The 22,250-nt window shown below is 72.1% G+C and carries 17 protein-coding genes; 2 read left to right on the top strand and 15 right to left on the bottom strand.

The features are described from left to right. Positions 1-23: 23 nt before the first annotated feature. On the bottom strand, positions 24-1,292 hold the full coding sequence (locus AC1RU4_RS12325; protein ID WP_492891389.1) for a TRAP transporter large permease: 1,269 nt from the start codon (positions 1,290-1,292) through the stop codon (positions 24-26). Next, positions 1,292-1,927, bottom strand: a complete 636-nt coding sequence (locus AC1RU4_RS12320; protein WP_492891388.1) for a TRAP transporter small permease — start codon at positions 1,925-1,927, stop codon at positions 1,292-1,294. The genes AC1RU4_RS12325 and AC1RU4_RS12320 overlap by 1 nt, the downstream gene beginning before the upstream one ends. 195 nt (positions 1,928-2,122) lie before the next feature. Between AC1RU4_RS12320 and AC1RU4_RS12315 the strand changes: the two genes are divergently transcribed. Together AC1RU4_RS12315 and AC1RU4_RS12310 are read left to right on the top strand one after the other, a co-directional pair. Beyond that, a complete protein-coding gene (locus tag AC1RU4_RS12315; RefSeq protein WP_492891387.1) occupies positions 2,123-2,797 on the top strand; it encodes a GntR family transcriptional regulator in 675 nt (224 codons plus the stop codon). Continuing rightward, entirely contained in the window at positions 2,794-3,822 is a 1,029-nt protein-coding gene (locus AC1RU4_RS12310) for an Ldh family oxidoreductase (RefSeq protein ID WP_492891386.1), read from the top strand. Before AC1RU4_RS12315 ends, AC1RU4_RS12310 begins: the two co-directional genes overlap by 4 nt. An 86-nt stretch (positions 3,823-3,908) precedes the next feature. Here the strand turns inward: AC1RU4_RS12310 and trxA are convergent, their stop codons facing one another. From trxA to ubiE, 13 genes are all read right to left on the bottom strand, one after another. Continuing rightward, complete coding sequence (gene trxA / locus AC1RU4_RS12305; protein WP_492891385.1) at positions 3,909-4,229, bottom strand: thioredoxin; 321 nt, start codon at positions 4,227-4,229, stop codon at positions 3,909-3,911. A gap of 86 nt (positions 4,230-4,315) precedes the next feature. Then, the gene (gene addA / locus AC1RU4_RS12300) at positions 4,316-7,714 is read right to left on the bottom strand and encodes a double-strand break repair helicase AddA (RefSeq protein WP_492891384.1); all 3,399 of its coding nucleotides are present in this window, start codon (positions 7,712-7,714) and stop codon (positions 4,316-4,318) included. Further along, the gene (addB, locus tag AC1RU4_RS12295; protein ID WP_492891601.1) at positions 7,711-10,743 is read right to left on the bottom strand and encodes a double-strand break repair protein AddB; all 3,033 of its coding nucleotides are present in this window, start codon (positions 10,741-10,743) and stop codon (positions 7,711-7,713) included. Before addB ends, addA begins: the two co-directional genes overlap by 4 nt. Before the next feature lie 41 nt (positions 10,744-10,784). After that, positions 10,785-11,504, bottom strand: a complete 720-nt coding sequence (locus AC1RU4_RS12290) for a nucleotidyltransferase family protein (protein ID WP_492891383.1) — start codon at positions 11,502-11,504, stop codon at positions 10,785-10,787. Next, positions 11,501-13,180 carry a tRNA (adenosine(37)-N6)-threonylcarbamoyltransferase complex ATPase subunit type 1 TsaE gene (gene tsaE, locus AC1RU4_RS12285; RefSeq protein WP_492891382.1) on the bottom strand — a complete coding sequence of 560 codons (1,680 nt, stop codon included), beginning with the start codon at positions 13,178-13,180 and terminating at the stop codon, positions 11,501-11,503. Before tsaE ends, AC1RU4_RS12290 begins: the two co-directional genes overlap by 4 nt. 14 nt (positions 13,181-13,194) lie before the next feature. Continuing rightward, positions 13,195-15,822 carry a sensor histidine kinase gene (locus AC1RU4_RS12280; RefSeq protein ID WP_492891381.1) on the bottom strand — a complete coding sequence of 876 codons (2,628 nt, stop codon included), beginning with the start codon at positions 15,820-15,822 and terminating at the stop codon, positions 13,195-13,197. Positions 15,823-15,950: 128 nt separating this feature from the next. Then, positions 15,951-16,994, bottom strand: coding sequence for a cysteine synthase A (cysK, locus tag AC1RU4_RS12275; protein WP_492891380.1), 1,044 nt, complete (start codon positions 16,992-16,994; stop codon positions 15,951-15,953). 122 nt (positions 16,995-17,116) lie between these two features. Then, entirely contained in the window at positions 17,117-17,560 is a 444-nt protein-coding gene (locus AC1RU4_RS12270) for an RrF2 family transcriptional regulator (RefSeq protein ID WP_492891379.1), read from the bottom strand. 9 nt (positions 17,561-17,569) lie between these two features. Next, positions 17,570-18,043 carry a dUTP diphosphatase gene (dut, locus tag AC1RU4_RS12265; RefSeq protein ID WP_492891378.1) on the bottom strand — a complete coding sequence of 158 codons (474 nt, stop codon included), beginning with the start codon at positions 18,041-18,043 and terminating at the stop codon, positions 17,570-17,572. Next, a complete protein-coding gene (gene coaBC / locus AC1RU4_RS12260) occupies positions 18,040-19,356 on the bottom strand; it encodes a bifunctional phosphopantothenoylcysteine decarboxylase/phosphopantothenate--cysteine ligase CoaBC (RefSeq protein WP_492891377.1) in 1,317 nt (438 codons plus the stop codon). Before coaBC ends, dut begins: the two co-directional genes overlap by 4 nt. Before the next feature lie 182 nt (positions 19,357-19,538). Next, positions 19,539-19,760, bottom strand: coding sequence for an amino acid transporter (locus tag AC1RU4_RS12255; protein ID WP_492891376.1), 222 nt, complete (start codon positions 19,758-19,760; stop codon positions 19,539-19,541). 13 nt (positions 19,761-19,773) lie between these two features. Continuing rightward, on the bottom strand, positions 19,774-21,342 hold the full coding sequence (gene ubiB / locus AC1RU4_RS12250) for a 2-polyprenylphenol 6-hydroxylase (RefSeq protein ID WP_492891375.1): 1,569 nt from the start codon (positions 21,340-21,342) through the stop codon (positions 19,774-19,776). A gap of 7 nt (positions 21,343-21,349) precedes the next feature. Continuing rightward, complete coding sequence (ubiE, locus tag AC1RU4_RS12245; RefSeq protein WP_492891374.1) at positions 21,350-22,189, bottom strand: bifunctional demethylmenaquinone methyltransferase/2-methoxy-6-polyprenyl-1,4-benzoquinol methylase UbiE; 840 nt, start codon at positions 22,187-22,189, stop codon at positions 21,350-21,352. Positions 22,190-22,250: the final 61 nt, after the last annotated feature.

Raw genomic sequence — 22,250 nt, 5'->3', positions numbered from 1 at the left:
GTGTTCCTTCTGGCTCTGGAGGATTATCGGACGAGGGCGGTCGACAGCCACGGGAACAGCGACAACAGGATCAGCAACCCGCAGGCGGCGAAGAAGAACGGCAGGGTGACGACGAACATCCGGCCCGGCTTGGCGCCGGTGACCGCCGCGGCGACGAAGAAGCACAGGCCGACCGGCGGCGACAGGAAGCCGAGCACCAGGTTCACCACCGCCACCACGCCGAACTGGATCGGGTCGATGTGGTAGACCTCGGTGGCGATGGGCAGCAGGATCGGCACCGTCATGATCAGGCCGGGCGCGCCGTCGATCACCGTGCCGATCACCAGGAGGATGACGTTCACCAGCAGCATGAAGCTGATCGGGCCGGTGGCGACGGACTGGATCCACACCGCCACGTCCTGCGGAATGCGGGCGAAGACCAGCACCCAGGACAGCACCCCGGCCGCCGCCACCAGGAACAGCACGATGCCGGAATAGATGCCGGCGCGCAGGAACATCGCCGGCAGGTCGCGGAAGGTCATCTCCCGCGTCACGTAGCGGCCGATCAGGGTGGAGGCGACGGCGCCCACCGCCGCCGATTCCGTCGCGTTGGCGAGGCCGGTCATGATCGAGCCGACGATGACGATGGGGATGAGCAGCGTCGGCGCGCAGACCAGCACGGTGCGGGCGCGCTCGCGCAAGGATGCCCGGTCGGCGCGCGGATAGTCGTAATGGAAGAAGCCCATCAGCGCGACGACGACGCAGAACATGGCGGTGAGCAGCACGCCCGGTATCATCCCGGCGATCAGCATGTCGCTGACCGGCACCTGCGCCAGCACGCTGTACATGACGAACATGATGGAGGGCGGGATGATCGGCCCCAGCATGCCGGCATAGGCGGTGAGCCCGGCGGCGAAGGTCCTGTCGTAGCCCTTGCGTTCCATTTCCGGCACCATGATCTGCGCCATGATGGCGACCTGCGCCGTCGCCGAGCCGAGAATGGAGGAGATGAACATGTTGGCGAGCAGGTTCACATAGGCGAGCCCGCCCTTCACCGAGCCGACGAAGGCCATGGTCATGTCGACGATGCGCCGGGTGATGCCGCCGCCATTCATGATCTCGCCGATGAGGATGAACAGCGGGATGGCGATCAGCCCGTAATTGTCGACGCTGCCGAACATCTGCATCGGGAAGCTCTGGTAGAGCACCGGATTGCCGGACGCGGCGATGAACACAACCCCGGTGATGCAGATGGCGATGCCGATCGGAACCCCGACCAGCATCACGAACACGAAGACCGCGCTGGTGAGCATCAGCCGATCTCCCCGGCGCTGGAGATGCCGAAATCCCGGCGCGTGGGCGGGGGAACCAGCCCCAGATCCTCCAGGAGATTGGCGAGGCTGTGCAGGGTGAGGGTGAGCGCGAAGATCGGCATCACCAGATAGACGATCCAGCTCGGCCAGTTCAGCGTCTGCGTGCGCTCGGTATAGAGGAAATTGAACGTCGCCCCGCCATATTCGCGCCCGTCGAAGCCGGCGGAGGCGATGCCGACCGGGTCCATCCACATCCAGCACATGACGGCGAGCGACAGGCCGAAGGCCAGGATCGAGAGGGTGGAGATGGTGCGCGCCGCCTTGACCCCGCCGCGCGGCAGGTGATCGGTCAGCAGCGTCATCGAGAAATCGAGCCGCAGCCGCGACATGGCGGAGGCACCGATGAAGGTAAGCCAGACCGCGGTGTAGATCGCCGATTCATCGACCCAATAGAGCGGGAACCCGGTGTAGCGGGTGACGACGTTGAGCAGGATGAGGCCGGTGAGCAGCGCCATCAGCGCGCCGATGGCCACCCTCTCCACCCACAGCACGGCTTCGGAGGCCGTGGTCAGGAGCCCGAAGCCTCCGCGCCACAGGCTCCCCGCGCCGCCATGACGGCCGCTGGTCTGAGACATGCCCGAATTCCCGCTCCGGCTTTTTCGCCTTACTTGCGGTGATCGTAGATTTTATAAATTATATCCGTCAATATGCCTTCCGCGTTATTTTGACCGCGGGGAGCCACGCGCGGCGATGTACCGTCGCCGGCGAATCGGTCCCAATGCATTGCCGGACGCCGCCGGGGCGGCCGGCGGAGGAATGCGTCGCAAGCCATGACCCCGCTCATCAAGCACCGCACGCTCTCGGCCGCGATCCTCGACCAGTTGCGCAACGCCATTCTCGACGGCACCTATCCGGCCGGCACCCAGCTGCGGCAGGACGCGCTGGCGGAGGTGTACGGCGTCAGCCGCATCCCGCTGCGCGAGGCGCTGTTCCAGCTCGACGCCGAGGGGCTGGTGCGGATCATCCCGCAGAAAGGCGCCGTGGTCGCCGAGCTCTCGCTGGACGAGATCAACGACGTGTTCGAGCTGCGCTGCCTGCTGGAGCCGCGCCTGCTCGCCCATTCGCTGCCGCGGCTCGGCGAGGCGGATATCGCCCGCATCGAGGCGATCCACGATCAGGTCATCGAGGCCACCCGCGTGCACGACGTCAGCCGCTGGGGCCAGCTCAATGCCGAGTTCCACATGGCGCTCTATGCGCGCGCCGGCCTGCCGCGCACCCTCGCCATCGTGCACACGCTGCTGCAGGCGAGCGACCGCTACACCCGCGTGCAGCTGAGCGGCACCGCCGGCATGCAGAAGGCGATGGCGGAGCATGCCGAGCTGGTCGCGCTCAGCCGCGCCGGCGATGTCGCGCGCGCCTGCGCCTTTCTCGAAGCCCATGTCCGCGACGTCCAGCTGGCGCTGGTCGGCGTGCTCGACCGCTCGGTGCGGGAGACGGCCCCGTGAACGCGCCGCCGGTGCGCCTGACCCTCGACGAGGCCCGCGACTTCGCCCGCGTCCTGCTCGCGGCCAACGGGCTGGGCGCCGCCCATGCCGAGGCGGTGGCGCGCTCGGTGGTGCGGGCGCAGGCGGACGATTGCCATTCGCACGGGCTGTACCGGCTGATCGGCTATGTCGGCTCGCTGCGCAGCGGCAAGGCGGATCCGCACGCCGTGCCGGAACTGACCCGCGTCACGCCGGCGGTGCTGCGAGTGGAGGCGAAGCGCGGCTTCGCTCCCCTCGCCATCGAGCTCGGCACGCCGGCGCTCGCCGAGGCGGCGCACGGCCTCGGCATCGCCGCGCTGGCGATCAACGATTGCTACCATTTCTCGGCGCTATGGGCGGATATCGAGGATCTGGTGGCGGGCGGGCTCGCCGCCTTCGCCTTCACCATCGGCCAGCACTGCGTCGCCCCGGCCGGCGGCGCGGCGCCGGCCTTCGGCACCAACCCGATCGCCTTCGGCTGGCCGCGGCCGCAGGACGATGCCTCGAACGAAGCAGGCTTCATCTTCGACTTCGCCACCAGCGCGGCGGCGCGCGGCGAGGTGGAATTGAAGCGCCGCGCCGGCGAGCCGATCCCGGAAGGCTGGGCGGTCGGGCCGGACGGCGCGCCGACCACCGACCCCACAGCGGCGCTCGCCGGGGCGCTGCTGCCATTCGGCGGCCACAAGGGCTCGGCGCTGTCGCTGATGGTCGAGCTGATCGCCGGGCCGCTGATCGGCGACCTCACCAGCCGGCAGGCGAAGCAGATCGAGAATGGCGACGGCGGCCCGCCGCTCGGCGGCGAGCTGATCCTCGCGCTCGACCCCAAGATCCTCGGGCGCGCGGGGGAGGCGGACAGGACGAGCGCGGAGCAGGTCTTCGCCCTTGCCCGCCAGCCGGGCGTGCGGCTGCCGGGCGAGCGGAGGCTGAAGGCCCGCGCCCGCAGTCTTGAGGAGGACATCGAGGTGCCGGCTTCGCTGTTCGCGGAGCTCGAGGCACTGATGCCGTAGGAAGCTGGAAGCAAAGGCGGCAAAAGAAAACCCCGGAGCGGCGGACCGTTCCGGGGCGTGCATCGGTCAAGACGGCTCGGGCCGGCTCAGATCGAGTTGTTGATCCACTGCACCAGCTTGGCCTTGGGGGCCGCGCCGACCTGGCGGGCGGCGAGCTGGCCGTCCTTGAACAGCAGCAGGGTCGGGATCGACATGATGCCGTATTTGGACGCGACGGCCGGGTTCTCGTCGACATTGAGCTTGACGATCTTCAGCTTGCCGGCGAGCTCGCCGGCGACCTCGTCGAGCACCGGGGCGACCATGCGGCAGGGACCGCACCACTCGGCCCAGAAATCGACCAGCACCGGCTCGGAAGACTTGATGACGTCGGAATCAAACGACTGATCCGACACTTTTTCGACGCCCATGGCGTAACCTTTCCGCGAATCCCCCCGAAAGGGGAATGAAGTTGGATGCAAGGTAGGTATCGCCCCCGCCCCGCGTCAAGGCGGCGTCACGGCGACGTGAGCCCGTCCCCAGCCGTCCACAGCCCGGATGCCGGCAAGGCCAGCACAAGCGGGCCGGCGGTATAGACCAGCAGCGGCTCGATGCGCCGGCCGGGATAGAGCCGGGCCAGCAGCCGCGCATAGAGCCCGATCTGCGTACGGTGGGCCGGCGGGGCGGCGGCGAGGGCGGCCGGCACCCGGCGATCGGTCTTGAAATCGGCGACGATCACCCGGTCCGGGGCCACCGCCAGCCGGTCGATGCGGCCGCTCACCGCCGTGCCGTCGTCGAGCTCGCCGACCAGGGGCACCTCGGCGAGGCTGCCCGGCGCGAACAGCGCGGCGAGTGCCGGCAGAGCCAGCGTCGCCATCGCCTCGGCGAGCAGGGCCTCGCCCGCCTCGTCCGCATCGGCGAGCGCCAGCAGCCGCCGGCCGGGAGCCTCGCGTTCGCCGGGCGGCAACGGCGCCAGCGCGGCGAACAGCCGGTGCAGCAATGCGCCGCGCGCCATCATCGCCGCCTGTTCCGGGGTGACGGCAGGCGTCGCCTGCGACGGCGTCAGGCGCGGACGAGCCACGGCAGGGCCGACCGGCAGGGCGAGACGACGGGCGAGCGCGGCTTCCGCCTCGGCATCGCCGGGCGGGGCGAGAGGCGCGCGCGCCCCCGGCGATGCCGGCTCCGGCGTCCCCCGCCAGCGCAGCACCGTGCCCTCGAAGCCGATGGCCGGCGCCGGCAGGCTCTCCGGCTCCAGCGCCGTGCGCACCACGTCGTACCAGCAATCGGGCGGCCGCCTGCGCTTGCCGTCGGCGCCGCACAGAACCAGCGCGCTTTCGGCGCGGGTGAGCGCGACATAGAGCAGCCGGCGATATTCATCCATCAGCCCGGCCTCGGCGCCCTGGCGCAGCCGGCGCATCGCCGGGGTGTCCTCGTCCTTGCGCGGGGCGAGGAGGAAGGCGCGGGCCCCATTCGCGCGGCTCCCCGCCAGCAGGCCGCCGCGGGTGCCCTTCTGCGGGCCGGAAGTGGTATCGGCGAGGATGACGTGGGGCGCCTCCAGCCCCTTGGCGCCATGCACGGTCATCACTCGCACCTGGTCCCGCCCGGCCTCCATGTCGCGCTTGGCCTGCGCCTGCCCGCCGCGCAGGAAGGCGAGGAAGCCGGCGAGCGAGGGCGCCTCGGCGCTCTCATAGGCGCGGGCGATGGCCAGCATCTCGTCGAGCGCGTCCGCCGCCTCCGGCCCGAGCCGGGCCAGCATCAAGGCCCGGCCGCGCTCGCGACCGAGCACGCGGGCATAGAAGTCGAACGGCCTGAGCGCCGCCGCCTCCGGCCGCAGCCGGTCGAGCCGGGCCAGAGCGGCGCGCCAGTGCGGGCGCTCATCGCCGCGGCGGCGCAATTCGTCGATCAGCCGCGCCGTGCGGTTCGGCAGCAGCGCGACTAGGTCCTCGTCGTCGAAGCCGAAGAGCGGGCTCTTCAGCGCGCTCGCCAGCGACAGCTCGTCGTCGGGCGACAGCAGCGCCTCGCCGAGCGCGGCGAGGTCCATCACCGCGATATGCTCGGCCACCACCAGCCGGTCGGCGCCGGCCACCGCGACGCCCACCTGCTTCAGCGCGCGGATCACCGCCTCGAACAGCGCCCCGCGCCGGCGCACCAGAATGAGGAAGTCGCCCGCGCGCGCCGCACGCGGACCGTGCCGGTCCTCGACCGGCGCGCCGCCCTCGATCAGCGCCCGGACATGGCCGGCGATCTTGTCGGCGAGCCGGCTCACCGGATCGTCATGGCGCGGCGCGTCGAGCGGGCGCTGCCAGGCGTCGACCTCGATCTGCTCGCCGGGCGCCTCCGGCTCCCAGATCTCCACCCGCGCCGGCAATTGCGCGTGGATCGGCACATGCACGGTGCGCTCGGCAAAGGCGGTCAGCCCGCGATACGCCTCCTCGCGCGAGAACACCTCGTCCACCGCCGCGAGGATGCCGGGCGCCGAGCGGAACGAATGCTGCAGCTTCACATGCGCGAACAGGTCCGGCGGCGCGAGCCGGACGAATTCCTCGCGCATGGCATCGAAGCGGCGCGGGTCGGCGCCCTGGAAGGAGAAGATCGACTGCTTCTCGTCGCCGACCACGAACAGGGTGCGCGGCGCGTCGGGCGGCGATGAATGCGCTCCTTCACCGGCGAAGAATTCCATCACCAGCGGCTGGATCACCTCCCACTGGTCCGGGCTGGTGTCCTGCGCCTCGTCGAGCAGCACATGGTCGATGCCGCGGTCGAGCTTGTAATGCACCCAGGACGAGGCGCCGGAGCCGAGCAGCCGGCGCGCGGCGGCGACCAGGTCGGCGAAGTCGAGCATGCCGCGCGCCGCCTTCTCCGCCTCGTAGAGCCGCCGCGCCGCGCGGCCGAGCTCCAGCGCCGCGAGGCTGCGCTCCACGACGCGGGCGGCGGCGAGGCGCGGGCCGAGCACGGCGAGGCGGTCGCGCTCCTCCCAGAGCTGCGGGAAGCTCCGGCGCAAATCCGCCCTGCCGAGCGAGGAATCGGCATAGGCGCTGCCATCGTCCTTGAGGAACACCTTGGCATAGGTGTCGGCGACCTCGTCCTCCGGCGCGGCCGCCGCGCGGGCGAGCGCCTCGCCGCGCCGGGCGGCGTTGCCGCCGGCCTCCATCAAGGCCTGCGCCATGCCGGGCCAGGCCTCGCGCGGGATCAGCGCCTCCGCGACGATGCGCCGGCTAATCGATTGGCTGGCCTCGACCAGATCCAGCCCGGCGAGGCGGGCGAGATCGTCGATACCGGCATCCAGCGCGTCCGGCGCGTCGAGCAGCGCGGCGAGCAGTTCGTCGAGCCCGCTATCGGCAAGTTCGCCAACCATGAGCTCGAAGGCGCGGCCGAGCGGCGTGTCCGGCGCGCCGGCGGCGTCCTGCACGATGCGCGCACGCACCAGGGCGAGCAGCTCCAGCCGCTGGGTGTCCTCCATCGCCCGGAAGCCGGCCGGCACCCCGGCCTCGAACGGGAAGGCGCGCAGCAGATGCCCGCAAAAGGCGTGGATGGTCTGGATCTTCAGCCCGCCCGGCGTCTCCAGCGCCAGTGCGAACAGCGAACGCGCGCGGGCCCGCCGCTGCACCGGATCGCCGCCATCGGCGGCAAGGATCGCCTTGTCGAGGTCGGTATCGTTCATCACCGCCCAGTCGCGCAGGATCGCCAGCACCCGGTTCGCCATGTTGGCGGCGGCGGCCTTGGTATAGGTGAGGCAGAGGATCTTGCCCGGCGCCACGCCGCGCAGCAGCAGCCTGATCACCCGGCGTGCCAGCACATGGGTCTTGCCGGCGCCGGCATTGGCCGAGACCCACACCGACAGGCCAGGGTCGGAGGCATGGGTCTGCAGCGCGGTGGCGGCGCCGACCGCCGCCGGGATCGAGGGAGCCTCGCTCATTCGCCGCCCTCCTCCTCGCCGACCGACCATTCCTTCACCCGCGCCAGATGGTCGTAAGGCCCGGAGCGGCCGCGGAACAGCGTGCGGCGCAGCGCCAGATAGGGCTGGGCCGGGTTTTCGAACGCCCGCACCAGCGCGGTCACCCGCTCCAGCGCGTCATCGGCGAGGCCGAGCGGGGTGGAATCCTTGTCGACGGCGGAAATCTCCTTCAGCCCGGAGGTGCCGAGCTTCACATAGGTCAGTTCCAGCGCCGGCTCGCCGGGCACCTTCTCGAAGCCGCCGCGCCGGGCGATGGCCGCTTCCAGCGGCAGCTGCGGCGAGTAGTTGGCGCGCGTCTGTTTCGCCGTCGGCACCGCGCCGGTCTTGAAGTCGAGTATGGCGAGGCCGCCGCCGCGTCGCTGCTCGATGCGGTCGGCATAGGCGTTGAGCCGGAACGGCCCGCGCGTGCCCTCCAGCAGCAGGTGCCCGCCGGCCTCGGCGATCACGCGGTCGAGCCCGCCGCGCCGGCCGCGCTCCCAGGCGACGACCAGCGGCACCAGCTTCACGAACCGCGCCCACCACAGCGCGTGCTCGGCCGGGAAGGCCTCCAGCGGCGCGAAGGCCTGTCGGCCGAAGGCAAGCAGCCTTGCCTCGGCATCGGCGGGCAGCCCCTGCGGGTGCGCCTTGGCGAAGTCGCCCAGCGCCGCGTGGATCGCCGTGCCGCGCTCGCCGGCGCCGGGCGGGGTGTCCAGCGGATCAAGCGGTCGCAGGCCGAGCACATGGCGGGCGTAGATGGCGTAGGGATCACGCAGGAAGGTCTCGATCTCGGTGACGCTCAGCCGCCGCGGGCGCAACTCCACCGACGGCGTCGGCGCCGGGCGGCGGATACGCTCGCGCGCGGACTCGACATCCAGCGCCGCCGCCACCCGCCGCCAGCGCTCGCCGCGGGCGCGGGCGGCGTCCCATTCGGTCCTGCCGCTCACCGCCGCCAGCCGCTGCAGCAAGCGCGAGGGCACGGTCGGCGCGCCGCCGAGCTTGCGCGGATAGGTGAGGACGAGTTCGCGCGCGCCGCAGACCTGCGCGAAATCATGCGCGGCAAGGCCGATGCGCCGCTCCGGCACGTCGAGCCCGAGCGCCGCGCGCATCGGCCGGCTCAGCCACGGGTCCGGCTGCACCGAGGCCGGCCAGCCATCCTCGACCAGGCTGCCGAGCACCACCCGGTCGACCGGGACGAGGCGGGCCTCCAGCGGGCCGAAGATGCGCAGCCTTGCGCCGGCGTCGAAAGCCGGGCGCACCGGCACATCGGCCAGCAGGTGCGGCAGGGCGGCGGCATAATCGCCAAGGCTCATCGCCGGAGCCCAGGGAGCGCCGGCGGCGAGATCGTCGAAGGCCCTGGCGAGCAAGGGCTCGGCCGGCCCGGCTTCGTCCCCGCCCCGCAGCACCGCCGCCACCGCCGCGCGATGGGCGGCGGCGAGATCGGCGAAGGCATGCGCGCCCGGCCCCAGCACGAGCAGCGGGCCGAGCGCCGCGCCGATGCGCCGGGCGAGATCGGCGGCCAGCGCGCGGCGGTCCTCGTCCACGCCATGGCGCGGGTCGTCGCGGTGCCAGTCCTTCGGATCGAAGGCCTTCACCGCGCGCATCAACCCCTCGGCGCCGGCGGCGGGACGCGGGCCGCGCAGCACCATCAGCTCCAGCGCGTCCACGGCGGCAGCCAGCGCCCCGGCCGCGAGGCCGAAACGCGCCCGGTCGTGGCGCAGCAGCGCGGCGAGGGTGAGCGGCGCCAGCCGCTCGGCCGACGCATCGGCCACCAGCCGCGCGAGCCGGCCGGGACCGCTCTCCGACAGCGGCTCGCCGGCGGAATCGTCGATGGCGATGCCGAAGCGCAGCAGCTCGGCGGCGACGCGGCGGGCGAGGTCGCGGTCGGGGGTGACCAGCGCTGCCGTCCGCCCCTCCTCCTCCAGCGATTCGCGCAGCACCAGGGCGATGGCGAGCGCCTCCTCGCGCGCGTCGTCGGCCTCGACCAGCGTCACCCGCGCCAGCGCCGCCGACCGCGCTGCGTCCGGCAGCCGTGCCGACAGCGTCGCCCAGCCCTGCGTCGCCTCCACCGGCAGCAGCGCCTCAGAAAGCAGCACCTCGCGGCCATGCGCGGCCGGCGCGGCGAGCGCCACGACATCGCCGCGCCGGGCGCCCATGCCGGCGAGCAGCCGGGCCAGCCCATATTGCGGATGGCTGGGCGCGGCGGCGGCCTCGTCGGTGAGCGAGCGCCAGTCGTCCCCGTTCATATGCGTGTCGAGGCCGGGCAGCACCAGCGCGCCATGCGGCAGCCGGGCGACGGTACCGAGCAGCCGCGCGGTCGCCGGCATCGAGCCGGTGGAGCCGGCCGCCACCACCGGCGGGGCCGCCGCTCCCAGCGCCGTCAAGCGCGCCGCCTCGGCGTCGATCAGCCGGTCGCGCCGCACCGAGGCGTCGACGGCGCGCAGCTCCGCGAGCTGCGCCGGCCAGAAATCGCGGGCGATCTTGAGGAAATCGAGCGCCATGTCCCAGTAGCGGTCGTGCTCGCCCGGCACCAGCGTGTCGAGCCGCGACCACGGCACTTCCTGCGCCGCCATCTCGTCGATCAGCCGCGCCAGCGCGTCGGCCAGCGCCAGCCCGGCGCCCGGCCCCGAAGCCACCGCGCCGCGCCCGTCATCGTCCTTCAGCGCCGCCCGCCACGCCCCGACCAGGCTGGCCAGCGCCAGCCGCCGCGTCGTCGGCGCCACCGCCCTGGGCGGTCCGGCGCTCTCCTCGGAGAACACCAGCGCGTCCTCGTCGACATCGCCGATCGGCACGATCTTCGGCAGCAGCGTGGTGCCCCCCATGCGGGCGCGCAGTTCCTCGGCGAACAGGCGGCCGGCGCGACGGGTGGGCAGGTAGACGGTGGCGGAGGCCAGCGCCATCGGGTCGCCGCGCGGCGCGAAGCCGGGCACCAACACGCCGTCGAGCAGCGCGTCGGCCAGCACCGGTAGGAAGGGGGCCGAGGGCGGTATGGTGAAAAGTCGCGGCTCGCCCACCTGCAAGGTCGCCTCCCCGCCGCCCGCTCCCGGCGCCCGCCTCACTCGGTCGACAGGCTGATGGCGAGCTCGGCCTCGCCGATCGCCTCCGGCGTGCCGACATGCATCCACACCCCTTCCAGCCGCAGGCCGAACAGGCGCCCGGCCTCGGATGCGCGGTTGAACAGCTTCACCAGTGAGAACGGCCCTTCCGGGGTGCCATCGAACAGCGCCGGCGCCAGCACCGCGGCCCCGGCATAGACGAAGGGCGCCACCGTCCGCTCGCCGCGCGGCGTCAGGCGACCGTCGCCGTCCATCGCGAAATCGCCGCGCCCGTCATAGCCGACCGAGCCGGTGCTGGCCGCCACCAGCAATATGGCGTCCATCTCCCCGGCGTCGAACGCCGCGATCAGGCTCGGCAGGTTGGGGCGGATGCCCTCGATCCAGATCGTATCGGAATTGATGGAGACGAACGGCGCGTCGCCGAGCAGCGGCAGCGCCTTGCGGATGCCGCCGCCGGTATCGAGCAGCTGGTCGCGCTCGTCGGAGAAAATGATCCGCGGCGCCGTGCGGCCGGAGAGATGCTCCTCCAGCAGGTCGGCGAAATAATGCAGGTTGACCACCGCCGTCTCCACCCCGGCATCGGCGAGGCGGTCGAGCACATGGTCGATCAGCATCCGGCCGTCGACCGCGACCATCGGCTTGGGGCGGTCGTCGGTGAACGGACGCATGCGGGTGCCGAGGCCGGCGGCGAGCACCATGGCGTTGCGGATCGGGCTCATGTCGTCTGCGGCTGGCTCGGTTGCGGGACGGGCGGTTCGATGGCGGGCTGATCCGGCACCGGCGGAACCGATGCCGACATGTCGGGGGCCGGCGGAGCCGGTGTCGGCAGATCGGGGGCCGGGACATGCCGGTCGAACCATGCCTTGAGCGGGGCGAGGTCGGTGAAGGCGAGGCCACGCTGCAGATAGGTCCATATGCGCGGGATGTGACGCAGATAACGCGGCTTGCCGTCGCGCTTATCCAGCCGGGCGAAGATGCCGAGGATCTTGGTCGCCCGCTGCGTGCCCATCACCGCATAGGAGGCGGCGAAGCTGCGCATGTCGAAATCCGGCTCCACCCGCCGGTTGCGGATGTAGCGGCCGAGCAGCGCCAGCTCCAGATCCTCCGGCACGTCGACGCGGGCGTCCTGCGCCAGCGAGGCGAGGTCATAGGCCGGCGGCCCCATCACCGCGTCCTGGAAATCGATCAGCCCGACGCGGGCGAGCCCCTCGCGCTCCGGTAGCCAGATCAGGTTGGGCGAATGGTAGTCGCGCAGCACCCAGGTCGGCTTCTGCGCCAGCGAGCCGGCCAGCGCCTCGCTCCACAGCGCGCGGAACTCGGCGCGCAGCGCCTCGCTCACCCTGGCGCCGCCGCGATGGGGGATGTACCAGTCGAGCAGCAGCTCCACCTCGATCAGCAGCGCCGGCAGGTCGTAGGACGGCAGCCTGTGGTCGTGGTCGGGCGAGACGGTGAGCGTCGCCGGCAGCTCCATGCCGTGCAGCGCCGCGAGCACGTCGGTCGCCGCCTCGTAGCGCTCGCGGATCGGCGCCGGCGGCAAACCAGCCTCATTGCCGCCCACCACCAGCTCGTCGCCGAGATCCTCGATCACCAGCAGCCCGGCGGCGAGGTCGGCGGCATAGACGGTCGGCGCCGAGAAGCCACGTGCCGCCAGGCCGCGGGCCAGCGCCACGAAGGGCTTCACGTCCTCGGCGAGATGGGCGACGGCGCTGTAGGGCTTGCCGCCCTGCACCGGCGGCCCGTCCGGCCGGCGCGGGGCGTTCATCAGCACCGCGTTGCGGGTCTTGCCGACCAGGCGCTCATAGGCGCGGGTCGAGGCGTCGCCCTGCAGATGCTTGCGCCGCGCCGGGCCGAAGCCGGCGAGGTCGATCAGCGAGCGGATCGCCTTCATCCGGCGCAGCGCGTCCGCCACCCGTCCATAGGCCATCATCCGCACGCGGCGCGTCGTCGCGCTCGCCTCCGGCGCCAGGGCGAGGCGCAGCTCCAGCCGGTTCGGCACCGCCAGCACCGAGGGCGCCCGCTGCGGCCATTCCACCAGCGCGATGGAACCGTCGGCAAGCTCGTCCCAGCCGATCTCCTCCAGCTCGGAACTGTCGCCGAGCCGATAGAAATCGGCATGCACCAGCCGGTGGCGCGGCAGGTCGTAGGTCTGCACGAGGTTGAAGGTCGGGCTCGGCACTTCGAGGTCGGGGTCGTCGGCGAGCGAGCGGATCAGCGCCCGCGCCAGCGTCGACTTGCCGGCACCGAGATCGCCCTCGAGGGCGACGAGGTCACCCGGCACCAGCGCCGCGGCGAGGTCCATGGCGAGCCGGCCGGTGGCGTACTCGTCCGGCAGCACCACGCTCCAGTGCACGGGGGTGCCTGCAGGTTGCGATCCGGGAATATGCGCCTCGCCCATCGCCTGCCCCGCCACTATTCCGCCGCCACCTGCGCCGCCCCGCTGTCGAGCGGGAACCGGCAGGTCACCAGCGTGCCGCCGCCCGGCGCCGGACCGATGCTGATCGCGCCGCCATGCAGGGCGACCAGCGAGCGCACGATCGACAGGCCGAGCCCGACGCCGCGATGGCGCGAGCCGGACGTGTGGCTCTCGAAGCGGTCGAACATCCGTGCGCCGATTTCCGGCGAGATCCCCGGCCCCTCGTCACGCACATGGAACACCACCTCGCCGCCGCGCCGCTCGGCCGTGAGCCGCACCGTCGAGCCGGAGGGGGCAAAGCCGACCGCATTGGACAGGAGATTGTACAGCACCTGCCGCACCCGCTTGGCGTCGGCGCGGAAGCTGCCGACGCCGGCCGGCGCCTCGATGGAAAGCGTGAGATGGCCCTCCACCACCCGGTCGCGCACGCCCTCGGCCGCCGCGTCCATGGCGCCGCGCACGTCGACATCGGCGAGGTCGAGCGTCATCGCCCCGGCATCGATGGTGGCGAGGTCGAGAATGTCGTTGATGATGGCGAGCAGCGCGGCGCTGCTCTCGGTGATGTGGTTCACATAGGCATGCTGGCGCTCGTTCAGCGGGCCGATGCCGGTATCGTCGAGCAGCTGCGCGAAGCCGATGATCGTGGTCAGCGGCGAGCGCAGCTCATAGGAAACGTGGCTGACGAAGGTGCTCTTGAGATGGTCGGCGGCGACCAGCGCCTCGTTGCGCTCCACCAGCGCCCGCTCGACATGCACGCTGTCGGTGACGTCGCGCAGCGTCACCAGCGTGCCGCCATCCGGCAGCGGCTGGGTGGAGCCGTCGAGGATCATCCCGTCCGCCCGCTCCAGCCGGAAGGCGGCCGGCACCCGCGCCTCGATGCCGGTGACGGCCGCGCGCAGCCGGCTCCAGGCCGCATCGCCCGGCGACAGCGCCCGGCAGGCGTCGACCACCGCGTCGATATGCGGATGCCCGGCCAGCGCGGCGGCCTCCAGCCCCCATTGCCGGCGGAAGGCGCTGTTGGAGAGGCCGAGCCGCCCGTCGCTGCCGAACACCGCCACCGCCTCGGCCAGCGCGTCCAGCGTCTCGCTCTGGATGCGGGTCAGCGCGTTGAAGCGGCTCTCCAGGGCGAGGCGCTCGGTGACCTCGTCGGCGAGATAGGTGACGCCGCCCTCGGGATTGGGCGCGGTGACCACGCGCAGCGTGCGCCCGCCCGGCAGGTGCCACCAGTGCTCCCTCGGCTCGATGCTGCGATAGGCCTCGTGCAGGTCGGCGCGCCAGGCGCGGAAATCCGCCTGCTCGGGCAGGCGGCGGGCGGTGCGCAGCCGGTCCAGCACCGCGACGTCGCTCGGCCGCTCGTCGAGAAAGGCCGGGTCGAGGTCGAACAGCGTCGCATAGGCGGCATTGTGGAAGACCAGCCGCTTGTCCTCGCCGAAGATCGCCACCGCGGTGGAGAGCTGGTCGAGGGTGCGGCGATGGGCACTGAGCGCGTGGGCGAGCTCGGCGCGCACGCGCTCCTCCTCGGTGGCGTCGAGGGCGATGCCGGCGGTGCCGTCGGTTATCACCGCCTCCATCACGTCGACGACGCGGCGGCTGCCGGCCACCACCACCGGCAGGCGGGCATGGAACGGGCGGCCCTGCGCATGGGCGTCGAGCGCCTGCCGCCGGCCGGTGGCGTCGAGCAGGGCGAGGTCGCGGCCGACCGCGTCGCGGACGTCGCGCGCCTCCACCGCATGCACATAGGCGGCATTGCCCCAGGCGAGACGGCCGCCGCGGTCGGCGATCCAGGCGGGGGCGGGAACGGCGTCGAGCAGGTTGCGCAGCGCCCGCGTCTGGCCCTCCAGCGCCGCATGCGCCTCGGCGAGCCGGGCGAGGTCGCGCCGCACGCCGGTAATGTCGCGCAGGCGCAGCACCACCGCCGAGCCCACCGGCCGTCCGTCGGCCTCGAGATAGCGCCCGTCCTGGGTGACCAGCGCGGCGGCGAGCGGAGTGCCGCGGGCGCGCAGCAGGTCGACCGCCGCCTCGATCTCGCGGGCGGAACCGGCGGTGAGCCAGCTGCCGAAGGCGAGGATGCGCCCCGGCGCGGCGACGCCGGTAAAGGCCGGGGTGTTGCCGATGATCTCCGGGTCGGCGCCCGGATCGCGCCACACCACGACGATCTGCGGCTCGGCCATCAGCAGCGCGCGGCCTTCCTCGATCTGGGCTTCCAGCCGGGAAATCTCGCCGAAGGCCGCCGTCTCGCGCGCACCGGCGGCGCGGCGGAAGCGCACATGCACGATGGCGGTGGTGGTGGCGAAGGCCAGCAGGCCGAGCGCCAGCGACAGGCCGACCAGCGTGCCGGGATCGAGCGCGGCGAAATTGCGCGCCGCCTCGCCGACGAGGTCGGAGGCCCGCGCCTGAACCGGCAGGATAAGGACGGGAACCGCCAGAACGGGCGCCGCGGGCCCTGTCCTGCCGACAGCAGCGCCGGCCGCAAGGGCGCGGACCAGGCGGGCGCCGACCGAAAGGGTGCGAGTCATGAGGGCAGGGCATCGGCCGGCGCGACGGGCGCGAAAGCCGGCGGCCGCGCGCACCGCCAGGGTGCGCACCCATCCGTCTTCACCGCCGTTGCCGGCCGGCTGCGCCATCCGCGCCCGTCCCCCTACCGCCGACTGTCTGCCCCGTACCCGGTTCGGCTCACGCCGCCGAAACATGCCGAATCAGTGCGACTTTAGCGAAGCGGGACTCGCTCTGGAATGGCCGGACGGCGGAAGCTTCACAACCCTTCGAACAGGGCAGTGGATAGATAGCGTTCGGCGAAGGACGGAATGATCACCACGATGGTCTTTCCCGCCATGTCCGGCCGCGCGCCGATCTCCAGCGCCGCGGCGATCGCGGCGCCGGAGGAGATGCCGACCGGCATGCCCTCCAGCCGCGCCACCGCCCGCGCCGTCTCGAACGCGGTCTGGTTGCCGACCGTCACCACCTCGTCGATCACCGAGCGGTCGAGCACTTCCGGCACGAAGCCGGCGCCGATGCCCTGGATCTTGTGCGGGCCGGGCTGGCCGCCGGAGAGCACCGGGCTGTCTTCCGGCTCCACCGCGATCATCTTCAGGCCCGGCTTGCGCGGCTTGAGCACCTGGCCGATGCCGGTGATGGTGCCGCCGGTGCCGACGCCGGAGACCACCACGTCGACCTCGCCGTCGGTATCGTTCCAGATCTCCTCCGCCGTGAAGGTGCGATGCGCCGCCGGGTTGGCCGGGTTGCGGAACTGCTGCGGGATGATGGCGTCCGGCAGTTCCTGCACCAGTTCCTCGGCCTTGGCGACCGCGCCGCGCATGCCCTGCGCGCCGGGGGTCAGCACCAGCTCGGCGCCGAGCAGCGCCAGCATCTTGCGCCGCTCCACCGACATCGATTCCGGCATCACCAGCATCAGCCGGTAGCCGCGCGCGGCCGCCACGAAGGCGAGCGCGATGCCGGTATTGCCGGAGGTCGGCTCCACCAGCACAGTGGTGGGCTTCAGCACCCCCGCCTCTTCCATCGCCTCGATCATCGACAGGCCGATGCGGTCCTTCACGCTGGAAAGCGGATTGAAGAATTCGAGCTTGGCGAGGATGCGCGCCTTCACCCCGCGCTGCGCCGGCAGCCGGTGCAACTCGACCAGCGGCGTGTCGCCGACCGTGTCGGTGATCGAGGAATAGACGCGGCCGCGGCCGGGCCGGGCCGTGGGGGATTTGGCCGCGGCGGACTTGGGCGCAGTCGACTCGGGCGCAGGGGACTTGGCCGCAGGGGCGGCCGGCTGAAGGGCGGGCTGGGCCATGGGAGCCTCCGGTGAGAAGTTTTCGCGGCACCCGCCCTGAGAGAATCAGCCTGGGCGCCAATTGTTGAGCCGAGGCCTAGCATATTCACGTCAGACTGTCGAGAAACCGGAATTAAACACAATTAAATTGTAAAATCGATGCCTTCCGGCACGCCGCGGCGGTCCTCGCTCTGCGCCGAGCTGCGGCAGAGGTCCTCGACCGTCACCCCGTCCAGCGCCGCCTCGAAGGCGTGCTCGGCCTCGCCGACCGCCGGCTGGATCACGTCGCGGACGATGGTCGGCAGATTGTCGAGCGCGTCGCCGGCCTCCGCCTCCACCACCCGCACGATCTCGGCGACGGTGATGCGCCGGCGCTCGCGGGCCAGCTCGTAGCCGCCGCGCGGCCCGCGCACGCCCTTGAGCACCCCGGCATGCACCAGCGACTGCAGCACCGGCTCCAGATGCCGCGGCGGCAGTTCGTGACGGGCGGCGAGCGCCTTGGCAGCCACCGGCGTGCCCCGCGCATACAGGGCGACGTCGACGACGGCGGCGATGGCCAGCAGGCTTTTGTCGGACAGACGCGGCATGGCTCTTGGCTACCGCGATATTTGCCCGCCGTCGAGCCCTGTCGAGCCAAATCCACCGCTGCCGCGCGTTGTTTCTTCCAAATCACGGACCAATACGAGGTTCGCCTGTGTCACGGGGGCCACCACCATCTGGGCGATGCGCATGCCGCGCGTCACCGCGAAGGGTGATTCGCCGAGATTGACCAACAGCACCTTCACCTCGCCGCGATAGTCGGAATCGACGGTTCCGGGCGCGTTGAGCACGGTGACGCCGTTCTTCAGCGCGAGGCCCGAGCGCGGCCGCACCTGCGCCTCGAAGCCCGCCGGTACGGCGAGGCACAGGCCGGTCGGCACCGCGGCACGGGCGAGCGGGGCGAGCACCAGCGGCGCGTCCTCCGGCACCGCGGCCATGAGGTCGAGCCCGGCGGCGCCGGCGGTGGCATAGGCCGGCAGCGGCAGGCCCTCGCCATGCGGCAGCAGGCGGACGGGAAGCTCGATGGTCAAGAAGCGGTCTCCTGCGGGTCCGGCGCCGCCCCGGCGGGAGTCTGGGCGGGAGCCTGGGCGAGAGCCTGGGCGATGCGCGCGACCAGCCGCGCCGCCACCTCGGCCTTGGAGGCGGTCGGCCAGTGCTCGACGCCCTCGGCGCTGACGAGATGGACCTTGTTGCTGTCGGCGCCCATCACCCCGCCGGGAATGCCGCTCTGGCTGCCACCCTCCTGCGACACGTCGTTGGCGAGGATCCAGTCGCAGCGCTTGCGGGCAAGCTTGGCCTGAGCATGGGCGACGACGTTCTGCGTCTCCGCCGCGAAACCGATGACGAGGCGCGGGCGCCCCTCGGCGCGCTGCGCCACGCTGGCGAGGATGTCGGGATTCTCGGCGAGCATCAGCGGCGGGATGGCGTTGCCGTCCTTCTTTAGCTTCTGCCCGGCCTCGCTCGCCGCGCGCCAGTCGGCCACCGCCGCGGCGAAGATCGCGGCATCGGCCGGCAGCGCCGCCTCCACCGCCGCCAGCATCTCGCGCGCCGTCTCCACGGGGCGAATATCGACGCCCGGCGGGACGGGCAGGTTCACCGGGCCGGAGATCAGCGTCACCCGCGCCCCGGCGGCGGCGGCGGCGGCGGCGATGGCGTGGCCCTGCTTGCCGGAAGAGCGGTTGGCGATGTAGCGCACCGGGTCGATCGGCTCATGCGTCGGGCCGGAGGTGACCAGCAGGTGCCGCCCGGCAAGGACCTGCCGCCCGGCACATACCTGCCGCTCGTCATACGCGCCGCCGGCGGCCAGCAGCGCCGCGGCGGCCTCGGTGATCTCGGCCGGCTCGGCCATGCGCCCGAGGCCTTCCTCGCCGCGCTCGGCCATCGCCCCGGCCGCGGGACCGACGAAGGCGATGCCGTCGGCCTTCAGCGTCGCGACATTGCGGCGGGTCGCCGGATGCGCCCACATGGCCGGGTTCATCGCCGGGGCGAGCAGCACCCTGGTCTTCGTGGCCAGCAGCACCGCGCCGGCGAGATCGTCGGCGATGCCACTCGCCATCTTCGCCATGCGGTCGGCGGTGGCGGGCGCCACCAGCACCAGGTCGGCCTCGCGGGCGAGGCGGATATGGCCGATATCCTGCTCGGCGGCGCGGTCGAACAGCTCGGTGAACACCGGCTCGTGCGACAGCGCCCCGGCGGCGAGCGGGGTGACGAATTGCTGGGCGCCGGCGGTCATGACCACGCGCACCCGCGCGCCGCGCTCCTTCAGCCGGCGGATGAGATCGAGGCCCTTATAGGCGGCGATGCCGCCGCCGATGATGAGAAGAACCGTCTTGCCTGCGAGCATGCGGTTTGCCTGCGTCCATTGCCTGCGTGGCGTATAGCGCAGCGCGACGGCGCGGCCCAGAGGCGATCACTCGGCCGGGCCGGCGTGGGGATGGTGGCCGCGCGAGGCGACGAGATAGACGATGCCGCCGACGACAAGGGCGCCGACCGGCATGATCAGCAGCAGCAGGAAATCCGCGGTTGTCATGGCTCAAGGCTCCCGAGGAGACGTCTCGCAAGGAAATGTAGGGCGATGCTGCCCGCCAGGCAAATCACGCTGACGGCGGCGATCCCGAAGGCGGGTACCGAAGCCCCGTTCAGGACCGAGACCACCGGGCCAAGCCCGCCGACGGCCATCACCGCGATGGCGATGCCGTTCAGGTAGGTCGCAGACAGTTTCGTGCGCTCATTATGGATGAGGCTCACGCGGCGCTCGCGCTCAGAACAGCAGATGCGCCGCCAGCAGCGCGGCGATCGCCCACAGCGCCCAGGTCAGCCCGCGATTGCCGCGCCCTTCCGCCCGGCCGATCGCCTCCACCGTCTCCGGCGCCAGCGCCAGCCCGTCGCGGGTCGAGCGGTCGAGCTGGCTGGCGATGCGCTGGCCGTGCTCCAGCAGCTCCGGCAGCGCCTGCAGCCCGCGCGCCACCGCGCCGAGCCCGACGGCGGCCTCCTCCAGCTTGCCGGCCGGCCCGAGATTGCGCTCGATCCATGTGCGCACCACCGGCTCGGCGGTGCGCCACATGTTGAGCTGCGGGTCGAGCGTGCGGGCGACGCCCTCCACCACCACCATGGTCTTCTGCAGCAGCAGCAGCTCGGGGCGCGTCTTCATGTCGAACAGCGACGTCACCTCGAACAGCAGCGTCAGCAGCTTGGCCATGGAGATCTCGCTGGCGCTGCGCGAATGGATCGGCTCGCCGATGGCGCGGATCGCCTGCGCGAAATCCTCCACCGAATGATGCGCCGGCACGTAGCCGGCCTCGAAATGCACTTCCGCCGTGCGGATCCAGTTGCGGGTGATGAAGCCGTAGAGGATTTCGGCGAGGAAGCGCCGTTCCTTCACCCCCAGCCGGCCCATGATGCCGCAATCCACCGCCACCAGCCGTCCCTCGGGGTCGACGAACAGGTTGCCCGGATGCATGTCGGCGTGGAAGAAGCCGTCGCGCAGCGCGTGGCGCAGGAAGGACTGCATCAGGATGCGCCCGAGCTCGGGCAGGTCGTGCCCCGCCGCGCGCAGCCCGTCGAGGTCGTTCAGCTTGATGCCGTCGATCCACTCGGTGGTCAGCACCTCGCGCCCGGTGCGGTCCCAGTCGACCGACGGCACGCGGAAATCGGGCTCGGCCTCGGTGTTCTGCGCCAGCTCGGAGAGCGCGGCGGCCTCCAGCCTGAGGTCCATCTCCATCGCCACCGAGCGGGCGAGCGTATCGACGATAGCGACCAGCCGCAGCCGGCGCCCCTCCGGCGAGGCCTTCTCGCCGATCCGCGCCACCCGGTAGAAGGAGGAGAGGTCGGCGCGGAAGCGCGCCTGCACGTCCGGGCGCAGCACCTTCACCGCGACGCGGCGGGAGGTGCCGTCGGCCTCGCGCGTCTCGGCCTTGTGCACCTGCGCGATCGAGGCGGCGGCGATCGGCGGGCCGAGCGACGCGTAGAGCTTCGCCACCGGCCGGTCGAGCGTGCGGGCGACGGCCTCCTCGGCCACCGCCTGCGGGAAGGCTGGCATGCGGTCCTGCAGCACCTCGAGGTCGCGCGCCATCTGCGGCCCGACCACGTCCGGCCGGGTGGCGAGGAACTGGCCGAGCTTCACATAGGACGGCCCCAGCCGCGACAGCGCGGCGCCGAGCGCGGCGGCGGTGGAGCGGCTGCCGCGCCGCTCGATCAGCCGCGACAGCTTGAACAGCGGCGCGGTGCCGGGCGGCAGGATGTCGGGGTCGACGCGGGCGAGCACGCCCTCGCGCGCCATCACATAGCCGGCGCGGATGAGCCGCAGCGCGTCTCCAGGGAAGGTTGCCACGGCGCGTTCAGATCCTCACGGCGCTGTGCAGCGCGACGATGCCGCCGGTCAGCGGCGTCCAGGCGACGCGCTTCAGCCCGGCGGCGCGCATCATCTCGGCGAACAGCTCCGGCGCCGGGAAGCGGCGGATCGATTCGACGAGGTAGCGGTAGGACTCGGCATCGCCGGTCACCAGGCGCCCCATCGGCGGGATCGCCTTGAACGAATAGGTGTCGTAGATCGCGTCCAGCCCCGGCACGTCGACGCGCGAGAATTCCAGTATGAGGCAGCGCCCGCCCGGCTTCAGCACCCGGCGCATCTCGGCGAGCGCCTTGTCCATGCGGGGCACGTTGCGGATGCCGAAGGCGATGGAGGTGGCGTCGAAGGAACGGTCCGGGAACGGCAGTTCCTCGGCATTGGCCTCGACGAACTCCACCTTGTCGGCCATCCCCATGGCAATGGCGCGCTCGCGCCCGACGCCCAGCATGCCGCCATTGATGTCGGCGACCACCGCGCGCGTGCCGACGCCGCCGGCCTCCACGGTGCGGAACGACACGTCGCCGGTGCCGCCGGCAATGTCCAGAAGGCGGAACGGCCGGTCGCTCTTCGGCGGGCGGATGCGCGAGACCAAGAGGTCCTTCCACGCCCGGTGCAGGCCGAGCGACATCAGGTCGTTCATCACGTCGTAGCGCTTGGCGACGGAATGGAACACCTCGTCCACCATCCGCTGCTTCTCGCCCAGCGGCACGGTGCGGAAGCCGAAATGGGTATCGGCGGCGGAATCCGGCGGGGTGGGAGCCACCGCAAGATCGCCCGCCACGGGATCGGTCGCCGCGTCGCTCCGCGTGCTGTTGCCTGCCGCCGCCATGGTGCCCTCCCGATCCGGTGCGCCGAACCCTTCGCCTCGAAGCGAAGCGCGCCGGGACCAT

The organism is Ancylobacter sp. GW821-FHT10E12 (assembly GCF_058809335.1).
This window is presented reverse-complemented; position numbering and strand designations above follow the sequence as displayed.